Source organism: Microbispora sp. KK1-11 (assembly GCF_006874435.1).
Taxonomy (GTDB): Bacteria; Actinomycetota; Actinomycetes; order Streptosporangiales; family Streptosporangiaceae; genus Microbispora; species Microbispora catharanthi.
The window spans coordinates 77,458-91,214 of sequence record NZ_VIRJ01000028.1; the positions used below are offsets into that span (position 1 = coordinate 77,458).

Consider the following 13,757-nt stretch of genomic DNA (forward strand, 5'->3'; position numbering starts at 1 on the left):
ATCCGGCGAGTACCACTCCCGTCTCCGAGAGGATCACCCCGATGGCCGCCCCCGCACACCACCGCCGTTGCGCGGCTCGTGGCGGTCAGCGGTAGCAGGTTGCTCGTCGCAGTGGTCACAGAAATTCACTGCGGTAGGTCGCGGCGAGCTCTGCCGCGCGGCGGCGGCGTTCCGCGAGGTCGTCCGGCGACAGCTGCGGCGACGGCGCGTCCACGCCCGCCACGGCGTGCCGGCCGGTCCGCTGGACCGGCCGGCACCCGGTCAGTTCGCGCTCGCGTCGAGGGTGGGGTAGTCGGTGTAGCCGCGATGGTCGCCGCCGTAGAACGTGGCCGGCTCCGGCTCGTTCAGCGGGGCGCCGGTCCGCAGGCGCGCCGGCAGGTCGGGGTTGGCCAGCGCCATGGTGCCGACCGTGATCACGTCGGCGACGCCGGTGTCGAGGTCGGCGACCCGGTCGGTCAGCGGAGCGCCGGCGCGGTTGAGCAGCAGGGCGGTGGGCCACGCCGTGCGCAGGTCCCGGAGCAGCTCCTCGTCGCCGCCGTGGATCAGGTGCAGGTAGGCGAGGTCGAGCGGGGCCAGGGCGGCGACCAGCGCCGGATAGAGCGTGTGGACGTCGTTCTCGACGATGTCGTTGTACTGGCTGCCGGGCGACAGGCGCAGGCCGGTGCGCTCGGCGCCGATCTCGCCGGCGATCGCCGAGGCGACATCGACGGCGAAGCGGATGCGGTTGTCGACCGATCCGCCGTACTGGTCGATGCGCTCGTTGGCGTTGCTGGACAGGAACTGGTGGACGAGGTAGCCGTTGGCTCCGTGGATCTCGACGCCGTCGAAGCCGGCGGCGACGGCGGCCGAGGCCGCGCGGCGGAACTCCTCGACCACGCCGGCGACCTCCTCGGTCGTCAGCGCCCGTGGGGTGGGCATGTCCTGCAGGCCGGACGCGGTGAACATCGCGCCTTTGGGCTGGACGGCCGACGGCGCGACGGGCTGCCGACCGTGCGGCGTGTTGTCCGGGTGGGAGATGCGGCCGGTGTGCATGAGCTGGACGACGATGCGACCACCGGCGGCGTGCACCGCGTTGGTCACTTCCTGCCAGCCCGCGATGTGCGCCTCGGTGTAGATGCCCGGGGTCAGCAGGTAGCCCTGCCCGTCGGCGGACGGCTGGGTGCCCTCGGTGATGATCAGGGCCATCGAGGCGCGCTGACGGTAGTACTCGCGGTTGAGGTCGGTGGGGACGCCGTCGGCCCTGGATCGGTCGCGGGTCATCGGCGCCATGGCGAGACGGTGCGGGAGCTCGATGGATCCGACAGTGGTGGGAGTCCAGAGAGTCTTCATGAAAGCCTCGGTTCTACAGTGACGCGAGAACGCGGATGCGGTCGGCGGTAGCGCGTTGAGCGACGTCGGCCTTGAAGGCGATCGAGTCGAACTCGTGCGGGGCTCCGGGGTGCAGGTGAAACTCGACCGGGACGCCCGCGCGGCTGAGTTTGGCCGCGCACGCGAGGTCCTCGTCGCGGAAGACGTCGAGCTGGCCCACCTCGATGTAGGCAGGCGGAAGGCCGGTGGCGTCTTCGAGCCGGGCCGGAGCGTGGTCGGTCATCGTGACATCGGCCGGAATGGGCTGGGCGTTGCTCGCGGCACCGATGATCGGTTCCCACAGGGCACGACGCCCCTCGATGTCGCCCACTCCCGGTGGTGTGGCCTCGGCCATCGCATCGGCCATCGGGGCCAGTGCCTCGGCGATCTCGGGATCCAAGGACAAAGACATGACTGCTTCTCCTGGCGAGCGTGTCAGGCCGTGGGCGCGAGGACGACGGTCTTGCCCGGTAGCTCGCCCGCGCCGGCCTGGGCGTGGAGTGCGGGCAGGTCGGCCAGCGCCACCCGCTGGGCGACGTCAACGCGCAACTCGCCGGTGCTGACACGAGCGGCCAGGTCGGCGAGTTGGTCGGCGTCGCTGCGGACGAACAGGTCGATGCCGCGCACACTGCGCTCCTCGTCGGAAGGGGCGGGCATCCAGACGGTGGTGTTGACGAGGGTGCCGCCGTTACGGACCAGCGTGACCAGTGCGGCCAGATGTTCCGGGGCGACCGGCGCGAGGTTGAGTACGAGGTCGACCGGCTCGGTCACCGCCGCGGTCACGTCGGTGGTGGTGTGGTCGATCACCTCGTCGGCGCCGGCGGCCTTGACACGCTCGGCGCTACGCGGGCTGGCCGTGGCGATCACGTGGGCACGGACCTCCTTGGCCAACTGCACCGCGTATCCGCCGACCGCTCCGCCGGCGCCGTTGATCAGCACCCGCTGACCGGCGGTCAGCTTGCCGTGGTCGAACAGCGCCTGCCACGCGGTCAGACCCACCAGCGGCAACGCCGCCGAGTCGGCCAACGGGATGTTCTTGGGCGCCCCCGTCAAGATCTCCGCCGGCGCGATCACATACTCCGCGGCCGCCCCGGGTCCCGTCATCGGCAGGAGGCCGACGACCCGGTCGCCGACCGCGACGTCGTCCACGTCGTCACCGAGCGCGTCGACCGTGCCGGCGACGTCGATGCCGGGAGTGTGGGGAAGCTCGACCGGGATCGGGCCCTGCATATAGCCCGCGCGGATGTTGCCGTCGACGCCGTTGAACGACGTCGCGGCGACGCGAATCCGGACCTGACCGACTCCGGGGGTGGGCTGCGCCACGTCCTCGTAACGCAGGACCTCAGGACCGCCGAACTTGTGAAAACGCACTGCCTTCATTGCAGAACCTGCCTCTGTGAGTGCCGCCAAGTGCTTCGAACTTGAAGCGATTGCGACGCAGAGGTGACCCTGCGGCCTGCTTCGAGTTGCGAAGGCGTCCAGCCCCGCGTCACCAAAGCCGCCCGGAGGCAGCCACTGGATCCGCGGTTGCTGGAGACGTCACTCAACTTCGCAGGATCCGGCGCGGTTAGCCTGGGCCAGGCTGGCCCACCTTGATGATGGCCGGTTCCCCGCCGACGCCGACGATCTCAGCCAGACGCGCCGCATCGGCCGAGCCCGGCGCCGCGGTGAGCATCAGAGCCGCCAAATCGTCGCCCGGGATGGCGAGCAGGCTGCCGACGAGCGTAACGGAGCCGCCGTCCGGATGAATGAACGCGGCACTGCTCTCGTAGGCCGCCACCGGTCGCGGCGTGCGCCACAAGGTGTCGAACAGGCGGCTTCGGCTCCGCATCTCGTCCACCAGCGCGGCAAGCGACGCGTCGGCGGGGTAGCGCAACACCGCGCTCGTCAGGCGGGCGACCAGGACCGCCTGGTGATCGGTTGCGTCATCCGCAGACTGCTTGAAACCACTGAACGGGTCGCAGAACGTACGCCAGGCGATGTTCCACTCCCACGGGTCCCCGGTGAGATCCCAATGCCCCAGGGCCATGAACGCACTGTTCACGGCGACGAGATTCATCGCCGCATCGGAGACGAACATCGGAGTGTCCGTGAACCGCTCCAGCAGCCGCATCGCACCCGGACCGACTTCGTTCGGCACCTGCCCGTCCGCAGCGGCGTACCCGGCCAGCGCGCAGAGCCGCTCGTACTCCGCCCGTCCGATCCGTAACGCACGGGCGATGGCGTTCACCACCCCGGCCGACGGATGGCTGCGCCCCTGCTCCAGCCGGCGTACGTAGTCCGCAGACATCCCCGCGAGCTCGCCGAGCTCCTCCCGCCGCAACCCTTGCACCCGCCGACGGCCGATCGGTAGCCCGACAGCCGCAGGCGCCGTACTCTCCCGCAACTGGCGCACCGCGGCACCGAACTCGTGACGTTCCACAGCCCAATTGTGCCCGGACAGTCCAGGCAGCAGGCAGTGGGCGGCCTTGGCGTTCAGTGCCACGGCCGGCGGACCGGTGTTGCCGGTGGCACGAATCCGCCCCGGATTCGTGCCGGCGCTAAGACGGCCTCGCCTTGCTGGGCTGCACGCGCCTCGGCTCGCCGGGCATCTTCGGGTAGTTCGGCGGGTACGGCATGTCGCCCCGGTCGTCGGCGTCGTACCACTCCAGCAGCGTGCCGATGTCGTGAGCCCGGTCGTCGATCGCCCGCTGCACGTCGCCCAGCTTGGCGAACCGCTCCGGCATCGTCCTGATGTCGAAGTCGCGCGGGTCGCAGCCGGCCAGCTCCTCCCAGGTCACGGGGGCGGAGACCCGGGCGTCTGGGCGGGCGCGGACCGAGTAGGCGGCCACCACCGTGCGGTCGCGGGCGTTCTGGTTGTAGTCGATGAAGACCTTCTCCCCCCGCTCCTCCTTCCACCAGGCGCTCGTCGCGAGGTCCGAGCGCCGCTCGACCTCGCGGGCGAGAGCGATCGCGGCGTACCGCACCTCGGTGAAGGTCCAGCGGGGCTCGATGCGCACGTTCACGTGGATGCCGCGGCTGCCCGAGGTCTTGGGGAAGCCCGTCATGCCCAGCTCGCCGAGGATCTCCTTGACCGTGAAGGCCACCGTACGGGCCTGCTCGAACGAGGTGCCGGGCTGCGGGTCGATGTCGATGCGCAGTTCGTCGGGGTGGTCGAGGTCGGCGCGGCGGGCGTGCCACGGGTGGAAGTCGATCGTGCCGAGGTTGGCGCACCAGGCGATGGCCGCCACCTCGGTCGGGCAGAACGCGTCGGCCGTACGCCCGCTGGGGAAGCGCACGGTGACGGTCTCGATCCAGTCGGGATGCCGGGGCATCCGCTTCTGGTAGATCGCGTCGGTGCCGACGCCGTCGGGGTGCCGCTTGAGGTAGGTCGGCCGCTCCCGCAGAGCGCGCAGCACGCCGTCCCCCACGCTCACGTAGTACTCCACCAGGTCGCGCTTGGTGGCGCCGATCTCCGGGAAGTAGACCTTGTCCGGATTGGTGACCTTGACCGTGCGGTCACCCACCTCTATCTCGATGTACGGCGAAGCCATGGAGGTGACCCTACCCGGACGAGGGGGTCCGTCCCGGGCTGCCGACGGCGGCCGGACCGGGCGCTCCCACGGCCGCGCCCTCCCGGCGCAGGCTCGTGGTCGCGTACGGCGCGCTCGCGTTCGGACGGCGCCGCACGCGACGGGACGGACCACGGCGGCCGCCCGCGGGCGGCCTCCTCTCACCGTCCGGCGGCGTCCAGCACGGGTCGGGTGCTTCGCCGCCCTGACGGCGGTGCGGGTGACCGCCCCCGCGCGGGTGACGGCGGTCAACCCCCTCGTCAGTGAAGACGCCGGAAGACCCGGGAAAGGATGCCTCGACCCGCGAACACGTGCGGGGAAGATCCCGGGCGTCCCTGGAGTTCCTAGGTTCGTAATCCCCGTGAGGGGCCGCAGAAGGCAGGGTGGTGAGCATGGAGAAGGTCATCAAGAGCGACGCCGAGTGGCGCGCGCAGCTTTCCCCCGAGGAGTACCGGGTCCTCCGGCAGGCGGGGACCGAGCGCCCGTTCAGCGGCGAGTACGTCGACACCAAGACCGTCGGCGTCTACTCCTGCCGCGCCTGCGGTGCGGAGCTGTTCCGGTCGGAGGCCAAGTTCGAGTCGCACTGCGGCTGGCCGTCGTTCTACGAGCCGTCCGAGTCGGACACCGTGACCCTGCACGAGGACGACTCGCTCGGCATGCGCCGGGTGGAGGTCCGCTGCGCCCGCTGCGACTCGCACCTCGGGCACGTGTTCCACGGCGAGGGCTACCCCACGCCGACCGACGACCGGTACTGCATCAACTCCGTCTGCCTGACCCTGCAGCCGGCCGAGTGAGGCCTACTTCGGCTTGGGGTAGGTGACCCGGCAGTCGTCGTCGTCAGGGCCGAGGACGTTGGCGAGGACGGGGTTGCCGTTCTCGCCGAACCTGGACTGGACGAACACCACGGGGTTCGCCTCCCCCCGCTCGGCCAGGTACTCCAAGCCGCGCTTGCACAGGGTGATCGCGGTCTTGGAGTTGTCGGCGTTCTCCGGGAGGTTCGTGTAGATGCGCAGGTAGCCGCCCTCGGTGCGGATGTCCTTGACCCGCTTGGCGGTCTTGTCCTTCCACCTGCTGCGGAAGTAGGCCTCCGCCTTGGTGTCGGTGTACTTCGACGGTCCCGACGCCTTCTCCTCGGCCGCCTTCTTATTCCGCTTAGTGGTCGCCTTCTTGCCGGTGTCGACGCTGGCGACGGTCAGCTCGCCGGCCGGGGAGGCCTGCGGCGTGGGCGCGGCGACCACGTGCCCGGGCGCCGCGTCGGAACGCGACAGCGGCCAGGCGATCGCGACGGCTCCGACGGCGAAGGCGGCCACCCCCAAGGACACCTCGACGACGTGCGAACGGGCCCGCCTCTTGCGGCGGCGCCCCCTGGAACGTGCCAGCCCGCTTGCCACTCTGCCTCACATAGACGTCGATCCTTCGTCACAGTATGGCAAAGACTTCGAGCCGCCAAGACCGTTTCCGACGCTTCGCGCAAGATCCGCCAGAATGTCCCTTCTGAACGGGTCCTTTCCTCCGTCGTTCACAGGGATGATGCGTGCCGGCCGTCATGTCCTGGCCCGTGTTCGGGCCGGCCTGCGTCCTGGTCGCGACCGGCGGGGCTGGGCGGCGCCGACCCGGTGGAGGCCGTGGTGGCGCTCGGTTTCACCCCGCTCTGGGCACGTGGACCTGGGCCCCCGCGCTGCTGACCGTGGGCGGCGTCCTGCTGCTGCTCGTGCCGGACGGCCGCCTGCCCGGGCGGGCCTGGCGCCTGCGACGCTGCCGCTGACGATGGCGCTCGGCCCGGCCGGCCCGCTGGTCGAGGCCCTGACCTGGGCCGTCCTGGAGTGGTCGATCGCTAGGGCAGCGCGGCGACGAGCTCGCTGACCGGCTTGCGGGTGCCGGTGTAGAAGGGGATCTCGATCCTGGTGTGCCGCCGCGCCTCGGCCCCGCGCAGGTGGCGCATCAGGTCGACGATGCGGTGCAGCTCGTCGGCTTCGAAGGCCAGCATCCACTCGTAGTCGTTGAGCGCGAAGCAGGCGACCGTGTTCGACCGCACGTCGGGGTAGTCGCGGGCCATCTTGCCGTGCTCGGCGAGCATCCTGCGCCGCTCGGAATCCTCCAGCAGGTACCAATCCAGGGACCGTATGAACGGGTAGACGCAGACGAAGCCCCTGGGCTCCTCCTCGGCGAGGAAGGCCGGGATGTGGGACTTGTTGAACTCGGCCGGGCGGTGCAGGGCCATGGCCGACCAGACCGGCTCGCTCGCGCGCCCGAGGGCGGTGCGGCGGAAGCGGGTGTAGGTCTCCTGCAGGTCCTCCGGCGAGGGGGCGTGCCACCAGAACATGAAGTCGGCGTCGGCGCGGAACCCGGCCACGTCGTAGCAGCCGCGGGTCGTCACGTCCTTGCCCGCCGCCTGCGCGAGCAGTTCCTCGACCTCGTCGGCCACGCCCTCGCGGGCGGCGGGAAGCTGGTCGCGCAGCCGGAAGACCGACCACATCGTGTAGCGGATGACCAGGTTGAGATCGCGTGCCTTGGGCCGCGGGGCAGGCTCCGTCATGCCTCCATTCTGCCGGTAGGGGGCGGTGGTCCGGCCGCCGGGTGCCGCCGATCAGGCGCACCGGCGGCCGGACCCACGCCGCCGGTCAGGCTTCGGAGGCCCGTGCGCCGTGGGCGTTACGCAGGTGCTCCAGGACGAGCTTGGCGGCGGTGCGGGCGGTCGCGACGCAGGCCGGGATGCCGACTCCCTCGTACGCGGCGCCGCAGACGGCGAGGCCGGGCTGCCCGGCGATCGCGGCGCGCACGCGGGCGATCCGGTCGAGGTGGCCCACGTCGTACTGCGGAAGAGCGCCGCCCCAGCGGGTCACCCGGGTGTCCAGCGGCAGGCCCCGCACGCCCATGATCTCGGCCATCTCGTTCATCGCCAGGGCCGTCAGCTCGGCGTCGTCGCGCTGGAGCACGAGTTCCTCGCCCAGGCGGCCGACCGAGCACCGTACGATCATGACGTTGCGGTCGGCCTCGGCCAGATGGGGCCATTTGACGCTGCTGAACGTCGCGGCCTTGACCGGCCTGCCCTCGACCGGCGGCACCAGGTAGCCACTGCCCTCGGGGGGCTCGGGGAAGGCCGACCTGGGGTAGGCGAGGGTGACGATCGCCATGCTGGCGTACTCGATCGCGGCCAGTTCCGCCGCCGCCTTCGGCACCTCCCGTCCGAGCAGGCGGGAGGCGGGCCGCGCGGGGACCGCCAGGACGACGGCGTCGGCGTCGATCGTCTCCTCGTCCCTGGTGGGACCGGTGACCAGCCGCCAGCCGTCCGGCGTGCGGATCAGGTCGCGCACGGTGACCCCGGTGCGGATCTGCGCGCCGGATTCCTTCGCCACCGCTTCGGGCAGCGCGCCCAGGCCGGTCCTGAGCGTGGTGAAGACCGGCCCGGCGTCCGCGGGGGCCTCCGCGGTGATGCTCCTGGCCGCCTGCAGCAGCGACCGCTCGGTGCGGGCGACGGCGGCGATCCGCGGCATGGTGGCGTCCAGCGACAGCATGTCGGCCCGGCCCGCGTACACGCCGCCGAGCAGCGGCTCGACCAGCCGGTCGACGACCTCGCTCCCCATCCGGGCCCGGATGTAGGCCGCCACGGAGACGTCTCCGGTCACGAGCGTGGGCGGCAGGAACTGGTCGAGGGGCACCCGGGCGAGCCCGGCCGGCGACAGGACGCCCGAGCGCGCGAGGGCGACCACGTCCGAGGGAACGCCCATCACCTGCTGCCTGGGCAGCGGGCGCAGCGATCCGCGCGACAGGACGGAGGCCCGGGTCGTGCCGGGGTCCACCAGATCGTCGCCGAGGCCGGCCAGCCGGGCCAGCTCCTTGCCCTCGGGCCGCCGCGCCAGCATCGACTCGGCGCCCGCGTCGACCTCCACCCCGGCCACCTGCGAGGCGTGCAGCTTGCCGCCGACTTTCGGCGCCGCCTCCAGCACCGTGACCCGCAGGCCGGCGTCGGCCCGGTTCAGGTGCAGCGCCGCGGCCAGACCCGCGATGCCCCCGCCGACGACGACCACATGACGTCCCGCAATCCCGTCCATGGGGAAAAGCTACCGGCCCGTACGCCCGGGTCCCGCACCGGCGCGGGGCGTGTCCGCCGCGAAGCGGGAACTTCGCGGCCACCGAGAGAGCACGGATAGTCACGCACCGGAACGTAGTCTGACAAAGCTGTCAGGAACGCAAGATTCTCAGAAACTTTTCACCTACAGGGTAAAAAGTAAGGGTTCGCTGTAATAAAGTTGTTGTAGTCAGAGCAGAAGTACAGTCACTTCTGGCACGCACCCGATTCCCCGACCCGAAGAGCGGCGTGAAGCGAATGACGGCTCGCCCCGAGAACCCGCACCAGGCGCGGATCCTGCGCCTCCTGCGTCAGGACGGCGCGCGTTCACGCGCCGAACTCGGCGAGGTGGCCCGTCTGTCACCGTCGAAGCTCGCACTCGAACTCGACCGGCTCACCAAGCTGAACCTCCTCGAATCCGGCGGGCTCGCGGCCTCGCGGGGCGGCCGGCGGTCGGGAATCGTACGGATCGCCTCACACCTGCGTTTCGTCGGCATCGACATCGGCGCCACGTCCATCGACGTCGGGGTGACCAACGGCGAGCTGGAGGTGCTCGGCCATCTGTCGAAGCCCGCGGACGTGCGGGACGGACCCGAGGCCGTGCTGGAGCAGGCCCTCGAGCTCGTCGGCAAGCTGCGGACCGGCGAGACGACCGAGATCCACGGCGTCGGTATCGGCGTCCCCGGCCCGGTGAGCTTCCTCGACAGGACCCCGGTCTCGCCCCCGATCATGCCGGGCTGGGACCGCTTCCCCGTGCGGGAGACGCTGAGCCGCGAGTTCGGCTGCCCGGTGCTCGTGGACAACGACGTGAACATCATGGCACTCGGCGAGCTGCACGCGGGCCTCGCCAGGGCCGTCGGCGACTTCCTGCTCGTGAAGATCGGCACCGGCGTCGGCTGCGGCATCGTCGTCGACGGCGAGATCTACCGCGGGGTGACCGGCAGCGCCGGCGACATCGGCCACATCCGGGTCTCCGACGACGGCCCGCTGTGCACGTGCGGCAACACGGGCTGCCTCGAGGCGTACTTCGGCGGCGCGGCGCTGGCCCGCGACGCCCAGGCCGCCGCGGAGTCGGGCGACTCCCCCTTCCTCGCGGAACGGCTCGCGCACGAGGAGACGCTGACGGCGGAGGACGTCGCCGCGGCGGCCGCCTCCGGTGACGCCGCCGCCGTACGGATGATCCGCGAGGGCGGCCGGCACGTGGGCATGGTGCTGGCGTCGCTCGTGAGCTTCTTCAACCCCGGCCTGGTCATCATCGGGGGCGGGGTGGCCGGCCTGGGCCACGCGCTGCTCGCGGAGATCCGCAGCGTCGTCTACCAGCGCTCGCTGCCGCTGGCGACCGGCAACCTGCCCATCGTCTTGTCCGAGCTCGGCGACACGGCCGGGATCATCGGCGCGACCCGGCTGATCAGCGACCACGTCTTCTCCGTCGAGTGAGCGCGCGGCCTTCGGACGCGGAACGGCCGCCGCCCCCCGGGGGGACGGCGGCCGTCTTCACAGGCTCAGCCCTTCAGTAGCTGCGTGAGCAGGCCCTTGACCTCGGTCGCGGCGTAGGCGTCCTTGTCGAAGGGGCCGAGCAGCACCGGCCCGTCCGCCGCCGCGTCGGGCAGGCGGCCGTGGCTGCCGCGCACCGGCTCCGGGTCGAGCGGCACCACCGACATCTTGTAGCGCATGCCCAGCTTCTTGCGGGCCAGCGCCGTGCCCGCGCGCAGCTTCACGAGCGGGTCGTCCGGGTCCATGAACAGCTCCGCCGGGTCGTATCCGGGCTTGCGGTGGATCTCCACGAGCTTCGCGAAGTCGGGCGCCCGGTCGTCGGACAGCCAGTAGTAGTAGGTGAACCACGCGTCCGGCTCCGCCACGGCGACGAGGTCGCCGGCCCGCTCGTGGTCGAGGCCGTACTTCGCCTTGCCCTCCTGGCCCAGCACCTCGTCCACGCCCGGCAGCTCGGCCACGATGTCCCGTACGCGGGGCAGGTCGGCGGTGTCGTTCACGTAGACGTGGGCGACCTGGTGGTCGGCGACCGCGAAGGCCCGCGAGGCCCAGGGGTCGAGATACTCCATGCCGTCCTGGGTGTAGACCTCCAGCAGCCCGGCCCGGCGCAGTGCGCGGTTGACGTCGACGGGGCGGGACGCGTTGGTGATGCCGTACTCGGACAGCACGACGACGGTGGCGTCCTCCCGCAGCAGCGGTGCGAGCGCGGCGTCGACCTCCCGGGCCGCCGCGACGGCCTGGGGCGCGTCGGGCCCGAAGCGCTGCAGGTCGTAGTCGAGGTGCGGGATGTAGACCATGAGCAGGTCGGGCCGCTCCTTCGCGAGGATCCTGCGGGCGGCCGCGATGATCCACTTGGACGAGGTGATGCTCGCCGTCGGCCCCCAGTAGGTGAACAGCGGGAACTCGCCCAGCTCGGCGACCAGGTCGTCGTGCAGCGACGGCGGCCTGGTGTAGCAGTCGGGCTCCTTGCGCCCGTCGGCGTAGTAGATCGGGCGCGGGGTGACGATGAAGTCGCTGGAGCCGCCCATGGCGTACCACCAGCAGACGTTGGCGGTGCGGATCCCGGGCACCGCGTCCCACAGCTGCTCGCCCTGGATCAGCCGGTTGTGCTGCCGCCACAGGAAGATCTCACCCAGGTCGCGGAAGTACCAGCCGTTGCCGACGATGCCGTGGTCACGCGGCATCGATCCGGTCAGCAGCGTGGCCTGGACGGAACAGGTCACGGCGGGCAGCACAGGCCGCAGCGACGCGGCGGCGCCGACCTTGGCCACGTTCGGCATGTGCGCCAGCAGGCGCGGGGTCAGGCCGACGACGTTCACGACGACGACGGGCGCCATCAGATCTCCTTAAGTCCGAGGGCGGCGAGCCGCCGCCGGGTCCAGTCGAGCTCGGCCGCGATGCCCTCGGCGACGTCCACCGGGCCGGGCAGCACGCTCCACGTGTAGGTCTCGACCTCCAGGTGCCGGGTAAGGGGCGCGTCCGGGGAGGCCATGAGGCGTTCCAGCAGGTCCTCCAGGTATGGAGCGGTCGTGGTGAGCGGGGGCGGGGGCGCGGCGTGCAGCGGCATGTGGAAGTGCGTGCGCCACGGCAGGTCCGCCGGGAGCCCGCCTGCCAGCGCCTCAGGCAGGTCGTCGGCGTACCCGGCCGCGCAGCGCGTCTGGTGGAGATACCGCTCCTCCTCGTACGCCGCCAGGGCCCGCTGGCCGCCCGGCGGCGCCTCGACCGCGGACGAGACCTGGAGCTTGACGATCGGCAGCCCCAGACCTGCCGCGTCGGCGGCCTCCTCGAAGCCGACGGCGAGATGGCAGGCGTCCAGGCAGACGCCGAGGTGCGCGGGGTCCGTGCCGGCCAGCAGCTCGACCGCCTGGGGGGTGGTCTCCACGATGCAGCCCGGCTCGGGCTCGAACCCGACGCGGATCGTCTTGCCGGTGCGCTCCGCCAGCGCCCGCAGGCCCCGGGTGAGCGCGTCCAGGTTGGCGGCGACGGCCGCGGCCTTGTCCGGCGTCCAGCCGGCGCGCCAGGCGAGGGGCAGCGTCGAGATCGAGCCCTCGCTCACGTCGTCCGGCAGCAGCGCGGTGAGGATCTCGGCCAGGTCGAGGGTGTAGGCGAGCCGCTGCGGCTCCGCCCAGTCGGGCCGGTACACCCGGAGTTTCACGACCTGGTCGTGGAAGCCCTGGTAGGGGAAGCCGTTGAGGGTGACGACCTCCAGCCCCAGCTCGTCGAGCCGGGCGCGCAGCCGCGTCAGCTCGCCGGGGTCGGCCCGCAGCGCCCGCGCCGCGCCGGACGACAGCCACAGCCCGAGGCCGAGCACCGGCGCGCCGGTCAGCGCCCGCACCCGGGCGGCGACGCCGGACAGCTGCTCGTGGATCCCGGCGAGGTCCTCGGCGGGGTGGACGTTGGTGCAGTAGGCCAGATGGACGACGGCACCGGAGGGATGGAGCAGGCGCATGGTCAGCGCGTCCCGCGCAGGATCGTGTTGCCCTCGTAGTCGCCGCCCGACTCGACGTCGTCCAGCGACAGGCGCCCGCTCTGGCCGTAGAACGCGACGGGGTTGCGCCACAGCACCCGGTCCACGTCGTCGTCGGTGAACCCGGCGGCCAGCATGGCCTCGCCGACCTCGCGGGTCTTGAGCACGTCGCTGCGCCCCCAGTCGGCGGCGGAGTTCACGATCATCCGCTCGGTACCGTACTCCTTGAGGATCGCCACCATCCGCTGGGGGTCCATCTTGGTGTCCGGGTAGATCGAGAAGCCCATCCAGCAGCCGGCCTCGTGGACCATGCCGACGGTCAGCTCGTTGAGGTGGTCGACCAGCACCGTGCCGGGGTCCATGCCCTTGACCACGTCGAGCGTGCGCCGGGTGCCTGCCGCCTTGTCGCGGTGCGGCGTGTGCACGAGTACCGGCAGGCCGTGCTCCTCGGCGAGCGCGAGCTGGGCCTCGAAGACGCGGTCCTCCTCCGGCGTCATCGAGTCGTAGCCCACCTCGCCGACCGCGACCACCGAGTCCTTCAGCAGGTAGCGGGGCAGCTCGTCGAGCACGCCCGCGCAGCGCGGGTCGTTGGCCTCCTTCGGATTGAGCGCGAGCGTGCAGTGGTGGCGGATGCCGTACTGCGCGGCGCGGTAGGGCTCCCACCCCAGCAGCGCGTCGAAGTAGTCGAGGAAGCTGCCGACGTTCGTGCGCGGCTGACCGAGCCAGAAGGCGGGCTCCACGACGGCACGGACCCCGGCGGCGTACATGCGCTCGTAGTCGTCCGTCGTACGGGACGTCATGTGGACGTGGGGGTCGAAGATCCTCATCGGAA

14 protein-coding genes are annotated in these 13,757 nt (G+C 71.5%); 3 read left to right on the plus strand and 11 right to left on the minus strand.

The annotated features are described in order from the left end of the window. Positions 1-261: 261 nt before the first annotated feature. From FLW16_RS32015 to ligD, 5 genes are all read right to left on the minus strand, one after another. Complete coding sequence (locus FLW16_RS32015; protein WP_142563854.1) at positions 262-1,329, minus strand: alkene reductase; 1,068 nt, start codon at positions 1,327-1,329, stop codon at positions 262-264. A 13-nt stretch (positions 1,330-1,342) separates the two neighbouring features. Further along, positions 1,343-1,759, minus strand: coding sequence for an alpha/beta hydrolase fold domain-containing protein (locus tag FLW16_RS32020; protein WP_142563855.1), 417 nt, complete (start codon positions 1,757-1,759; stop codon positions 1,343-1,345). Between the two features lie 23 nt (positions 1,760-1,782). Continuing rightward, complete coding sequence (locus tag FLW16_RS32025) at positions 1,783-2,727, minus strand: NADP-dependent oxidoreductase (RefSeq protein ID WP_142563856.1); 945 nt, start codon at positions 2,725-2,727, stop codon at positions 1,783-1,785. Between the two features lie 187 nt (positions 2,728-2,914). Then, positions 2,915-3,769, minus strand: a complete 855-nt coding sequence (locus FLW16_RS32030; RefSeq protein ID WP_142563857.1) for a helix-turn-helix domain-containing protein — start codon at positions 3,767-3,769, stop codon at positions 2,915-2,917. A gap of 118 nt (positions 3,770-3,887) precedes the next feature. Beyond that, entirely contained in the window at positions 3,888-4,880 is a 993-nt protein-coding gene (gene ligD, locus FLW16_RS32035; protein WP_142563858.1) for a non-homologous end-joining DNA ligase, read from the minus strand. A gap of 410 nt (positions 4,881-5,290) precedes the next feature. Here ligD and msrB point away from each other — a divergent pair, with 410 nt between their 5' ends. After that, positions 5,291-5,692, plus strand: a complete 402-nt coding sequence (gene msrB, locus FLW16_RS32040; RefSeq protein ID WP_142563859.1) for a peptide-methionine (R)-S-oxide reductase MsrB — start codon at positions 5,291-5,293, stop codon at positions 5,690-5,692. Positions 5,693-5,695: 3 nt separating this feature from the next. On the opposite strand, the gene FLW16_RS32045 is transcribed toward msrB, so the two are convergent. Further along, positions 5,696-6,208 (minus strand): hypothetical protein, encoded by a 513-nt coding sequence (locus tag FLW16_RS32045; protein ID WP_142563860.1) that lies wholly within the window; start codon positions 6,206-6,208, stop codon positions 5,696-5,698. Positions 6,209-6,432: 224 nt separating this feature from the next. Here FLW16_RS32045 and FLW16_RS32050 point away from each other — a divergent pair, with 224 nt between their 5' ends. Then, positions 6,433-6,663, plus strand: coding sequence for a hypothetical protein (locus FLW16_RS32050; protein WP_142563861.1), 231 nt, complete (start codon positions 6,433-6,435; stop codon positions 6,661-6,663). 69 nt (positions 6,664-6,732) lie between these two features. On the opposite strand, the gene hemQ is transcribed toward FLW16_RS32050, so the two are convergent. Both hemQ and hemG read right to left on the minus strand, forming a co-directional pair. Then, the gene (hemQ, locus tag FLW16_RS32055) at positions 6,733-7,434 is read right to left on the minus strand and encodes a hydrogen peroxide-dependent heme synthase (protein WP_142563862.1); all 702 of its coding nucleotides are present in this window, start codon (positions 7,432-7,434) and stop codon (positions 6,733-6,735) included. 85 nt (positions 7,435-7,519) lie between these two features. After that, the gene (gene hemG / locus FLW16_RS32060; RefSeq protein WP_142563863.1) at positions 7,520-8,950 is read right to left on the minus strand and encodes a protoporphyrinogen oxidase; all 1,431 of its coding nucleotides are present in this window, start codon (positions 8,948-8,950) and stop codon (positions 7,520-7,522) included. A 275-nt stretch (positions 8,951-9,225) separates the two neighbouring features. On the opposite strand from hemG, the gene FLW16_RS32065 reads away from it, so the two are divergent. Next, positions 9,226-10,404, plus strand: a complete 1,179-nt coding sequence (locus tag FLW16_RS32065; protein WP_142563864.1) for an ROK family transcriptional regulator — start codon at positions 9,226-9,228, stop codon at positions 10,402-10,404. A 65-nt stretch (positions 10,405-10,469) separates the two neighbouring features. Here FLW16_RS32065 and FLW16_RS32070 read toward each other — a convergent pair whose 3' ends face one another. Genes FLW16_RS32070 through FLW16_RS32080 form a run of 3 tightly spaced genes read right to left on the minus strand, consistent with a single transcriptional unit; the run spans position 10,470 to position 13,752 of the window. Then, a complete protein-coding gene (locus tag FLW16_RS32070; RefSeq protein ID WP_142563865.1) occupies positions 10,470-11,795 on the minus strand; it encodes an alkaline phosphatase family protein in 1,326 nt (441 codons plus the stop codon). Beyond that, positions 11,795-12,907, minus strand: a complete 1,113-nt coding sequence (gene eboE / locus FLW16_RS32075; RefSeq protein ID WP_142563866.1) for a metabolite traffic protein EboE — start codon at positions 12,905-12,907, stop codon at positions 11,795-11,797. Before eboE ends, FLW16_RS32070 begins: the two co-directional genes overlap by 1 nt. Positions 12,908-12,909: 2 nt before the next feature. Beyond that, on the minus strand, positions 12,910-13,752 hold the full coding sequence (locus FLW16_RS32080) for a TatD family hydrolase (protein WP_142563867.1): 843 nt from the start codon (positions 13,750-13,752) through the stop codon (positions 12,910-12,912). Positions 13,753-13,757 lie beyond the last annotated feature (5 nt).

Coding starts and splice junctions, on each gene's coding strand:
- msrB (WP_142563859.1), top strand. CDS start 5,291: ATGGAGAAGGTCATCAAGAGCGACGCCGAGTGGCGCGCGCAGCTTTCC.
- FLW16_RS32015 (WP_142563854.1), bottom strand. CDS start 1,329: ATGAAGACTCTCTGGACTCCCACCACTGTCGGATCCATCGAGCTCCCG.
- FLW16_RS32065 (WP_142563864.1), top strand. CDS start 9,226: ATGACGGCTCGCCCCGAGAACCCGCACCAGGCGCGGATCCTGCGCCTC.
- FLW16_RS32020 (WP_142563855.1), bottom strand. CDS start 1,759: ATGTCTTTGTCCTTGGATCCCGAGATCGCCGAGGCACTGGCCCCGATG.
- eboE (WP_142563866.1), bottom strand. CDS start 12,907: ATGCGCCTGCTCCATCCCTCCGGTGCCGTCGTCCATCTGGCCTACTGC.
- hemG (WP_142563863.1), bottom strand. CDS start 8,950: ATGGACGGGATTGCGGGACGTCATGTGGTCGTCGTCGGCGGGGGCATC.
- FLW16_RS32080 (WP_142563867.1), bottom strand. CDS start 13,752: ATGAGGATCTTCGACCCCCACGTCCACATGACGTCCCGTACGACGGAC.
- FLW16_RS32025 (WP_142563856.1), bottom strand. CDS start 2,727: ATGAAGGCAGTGCGTTTTCACAAGTTCGGCGGTCCTGAGGTCCTGCGT.
- FLW16_RS32070 (WP_142563865.1), bottom strand. CDS start 11,795: ATGGCGCCCGTCGTCGTCGTGAACGTCGTCGGCCTGACCCCGCGCCTG.
- ligD (WP_142563858.1), bottom strand. CDS start 4,880: ATGGCTTCGCCGTACATCGAGATAGAGGTGGGTGACCGCACGGTCAAG.
- hemQ (WP_142563862.1), bottom strand. CDS start 7,434: ATGACGGAGCCTGCCCCGCGGCCCAAGGCACGCGATCTCAACCTGGTC.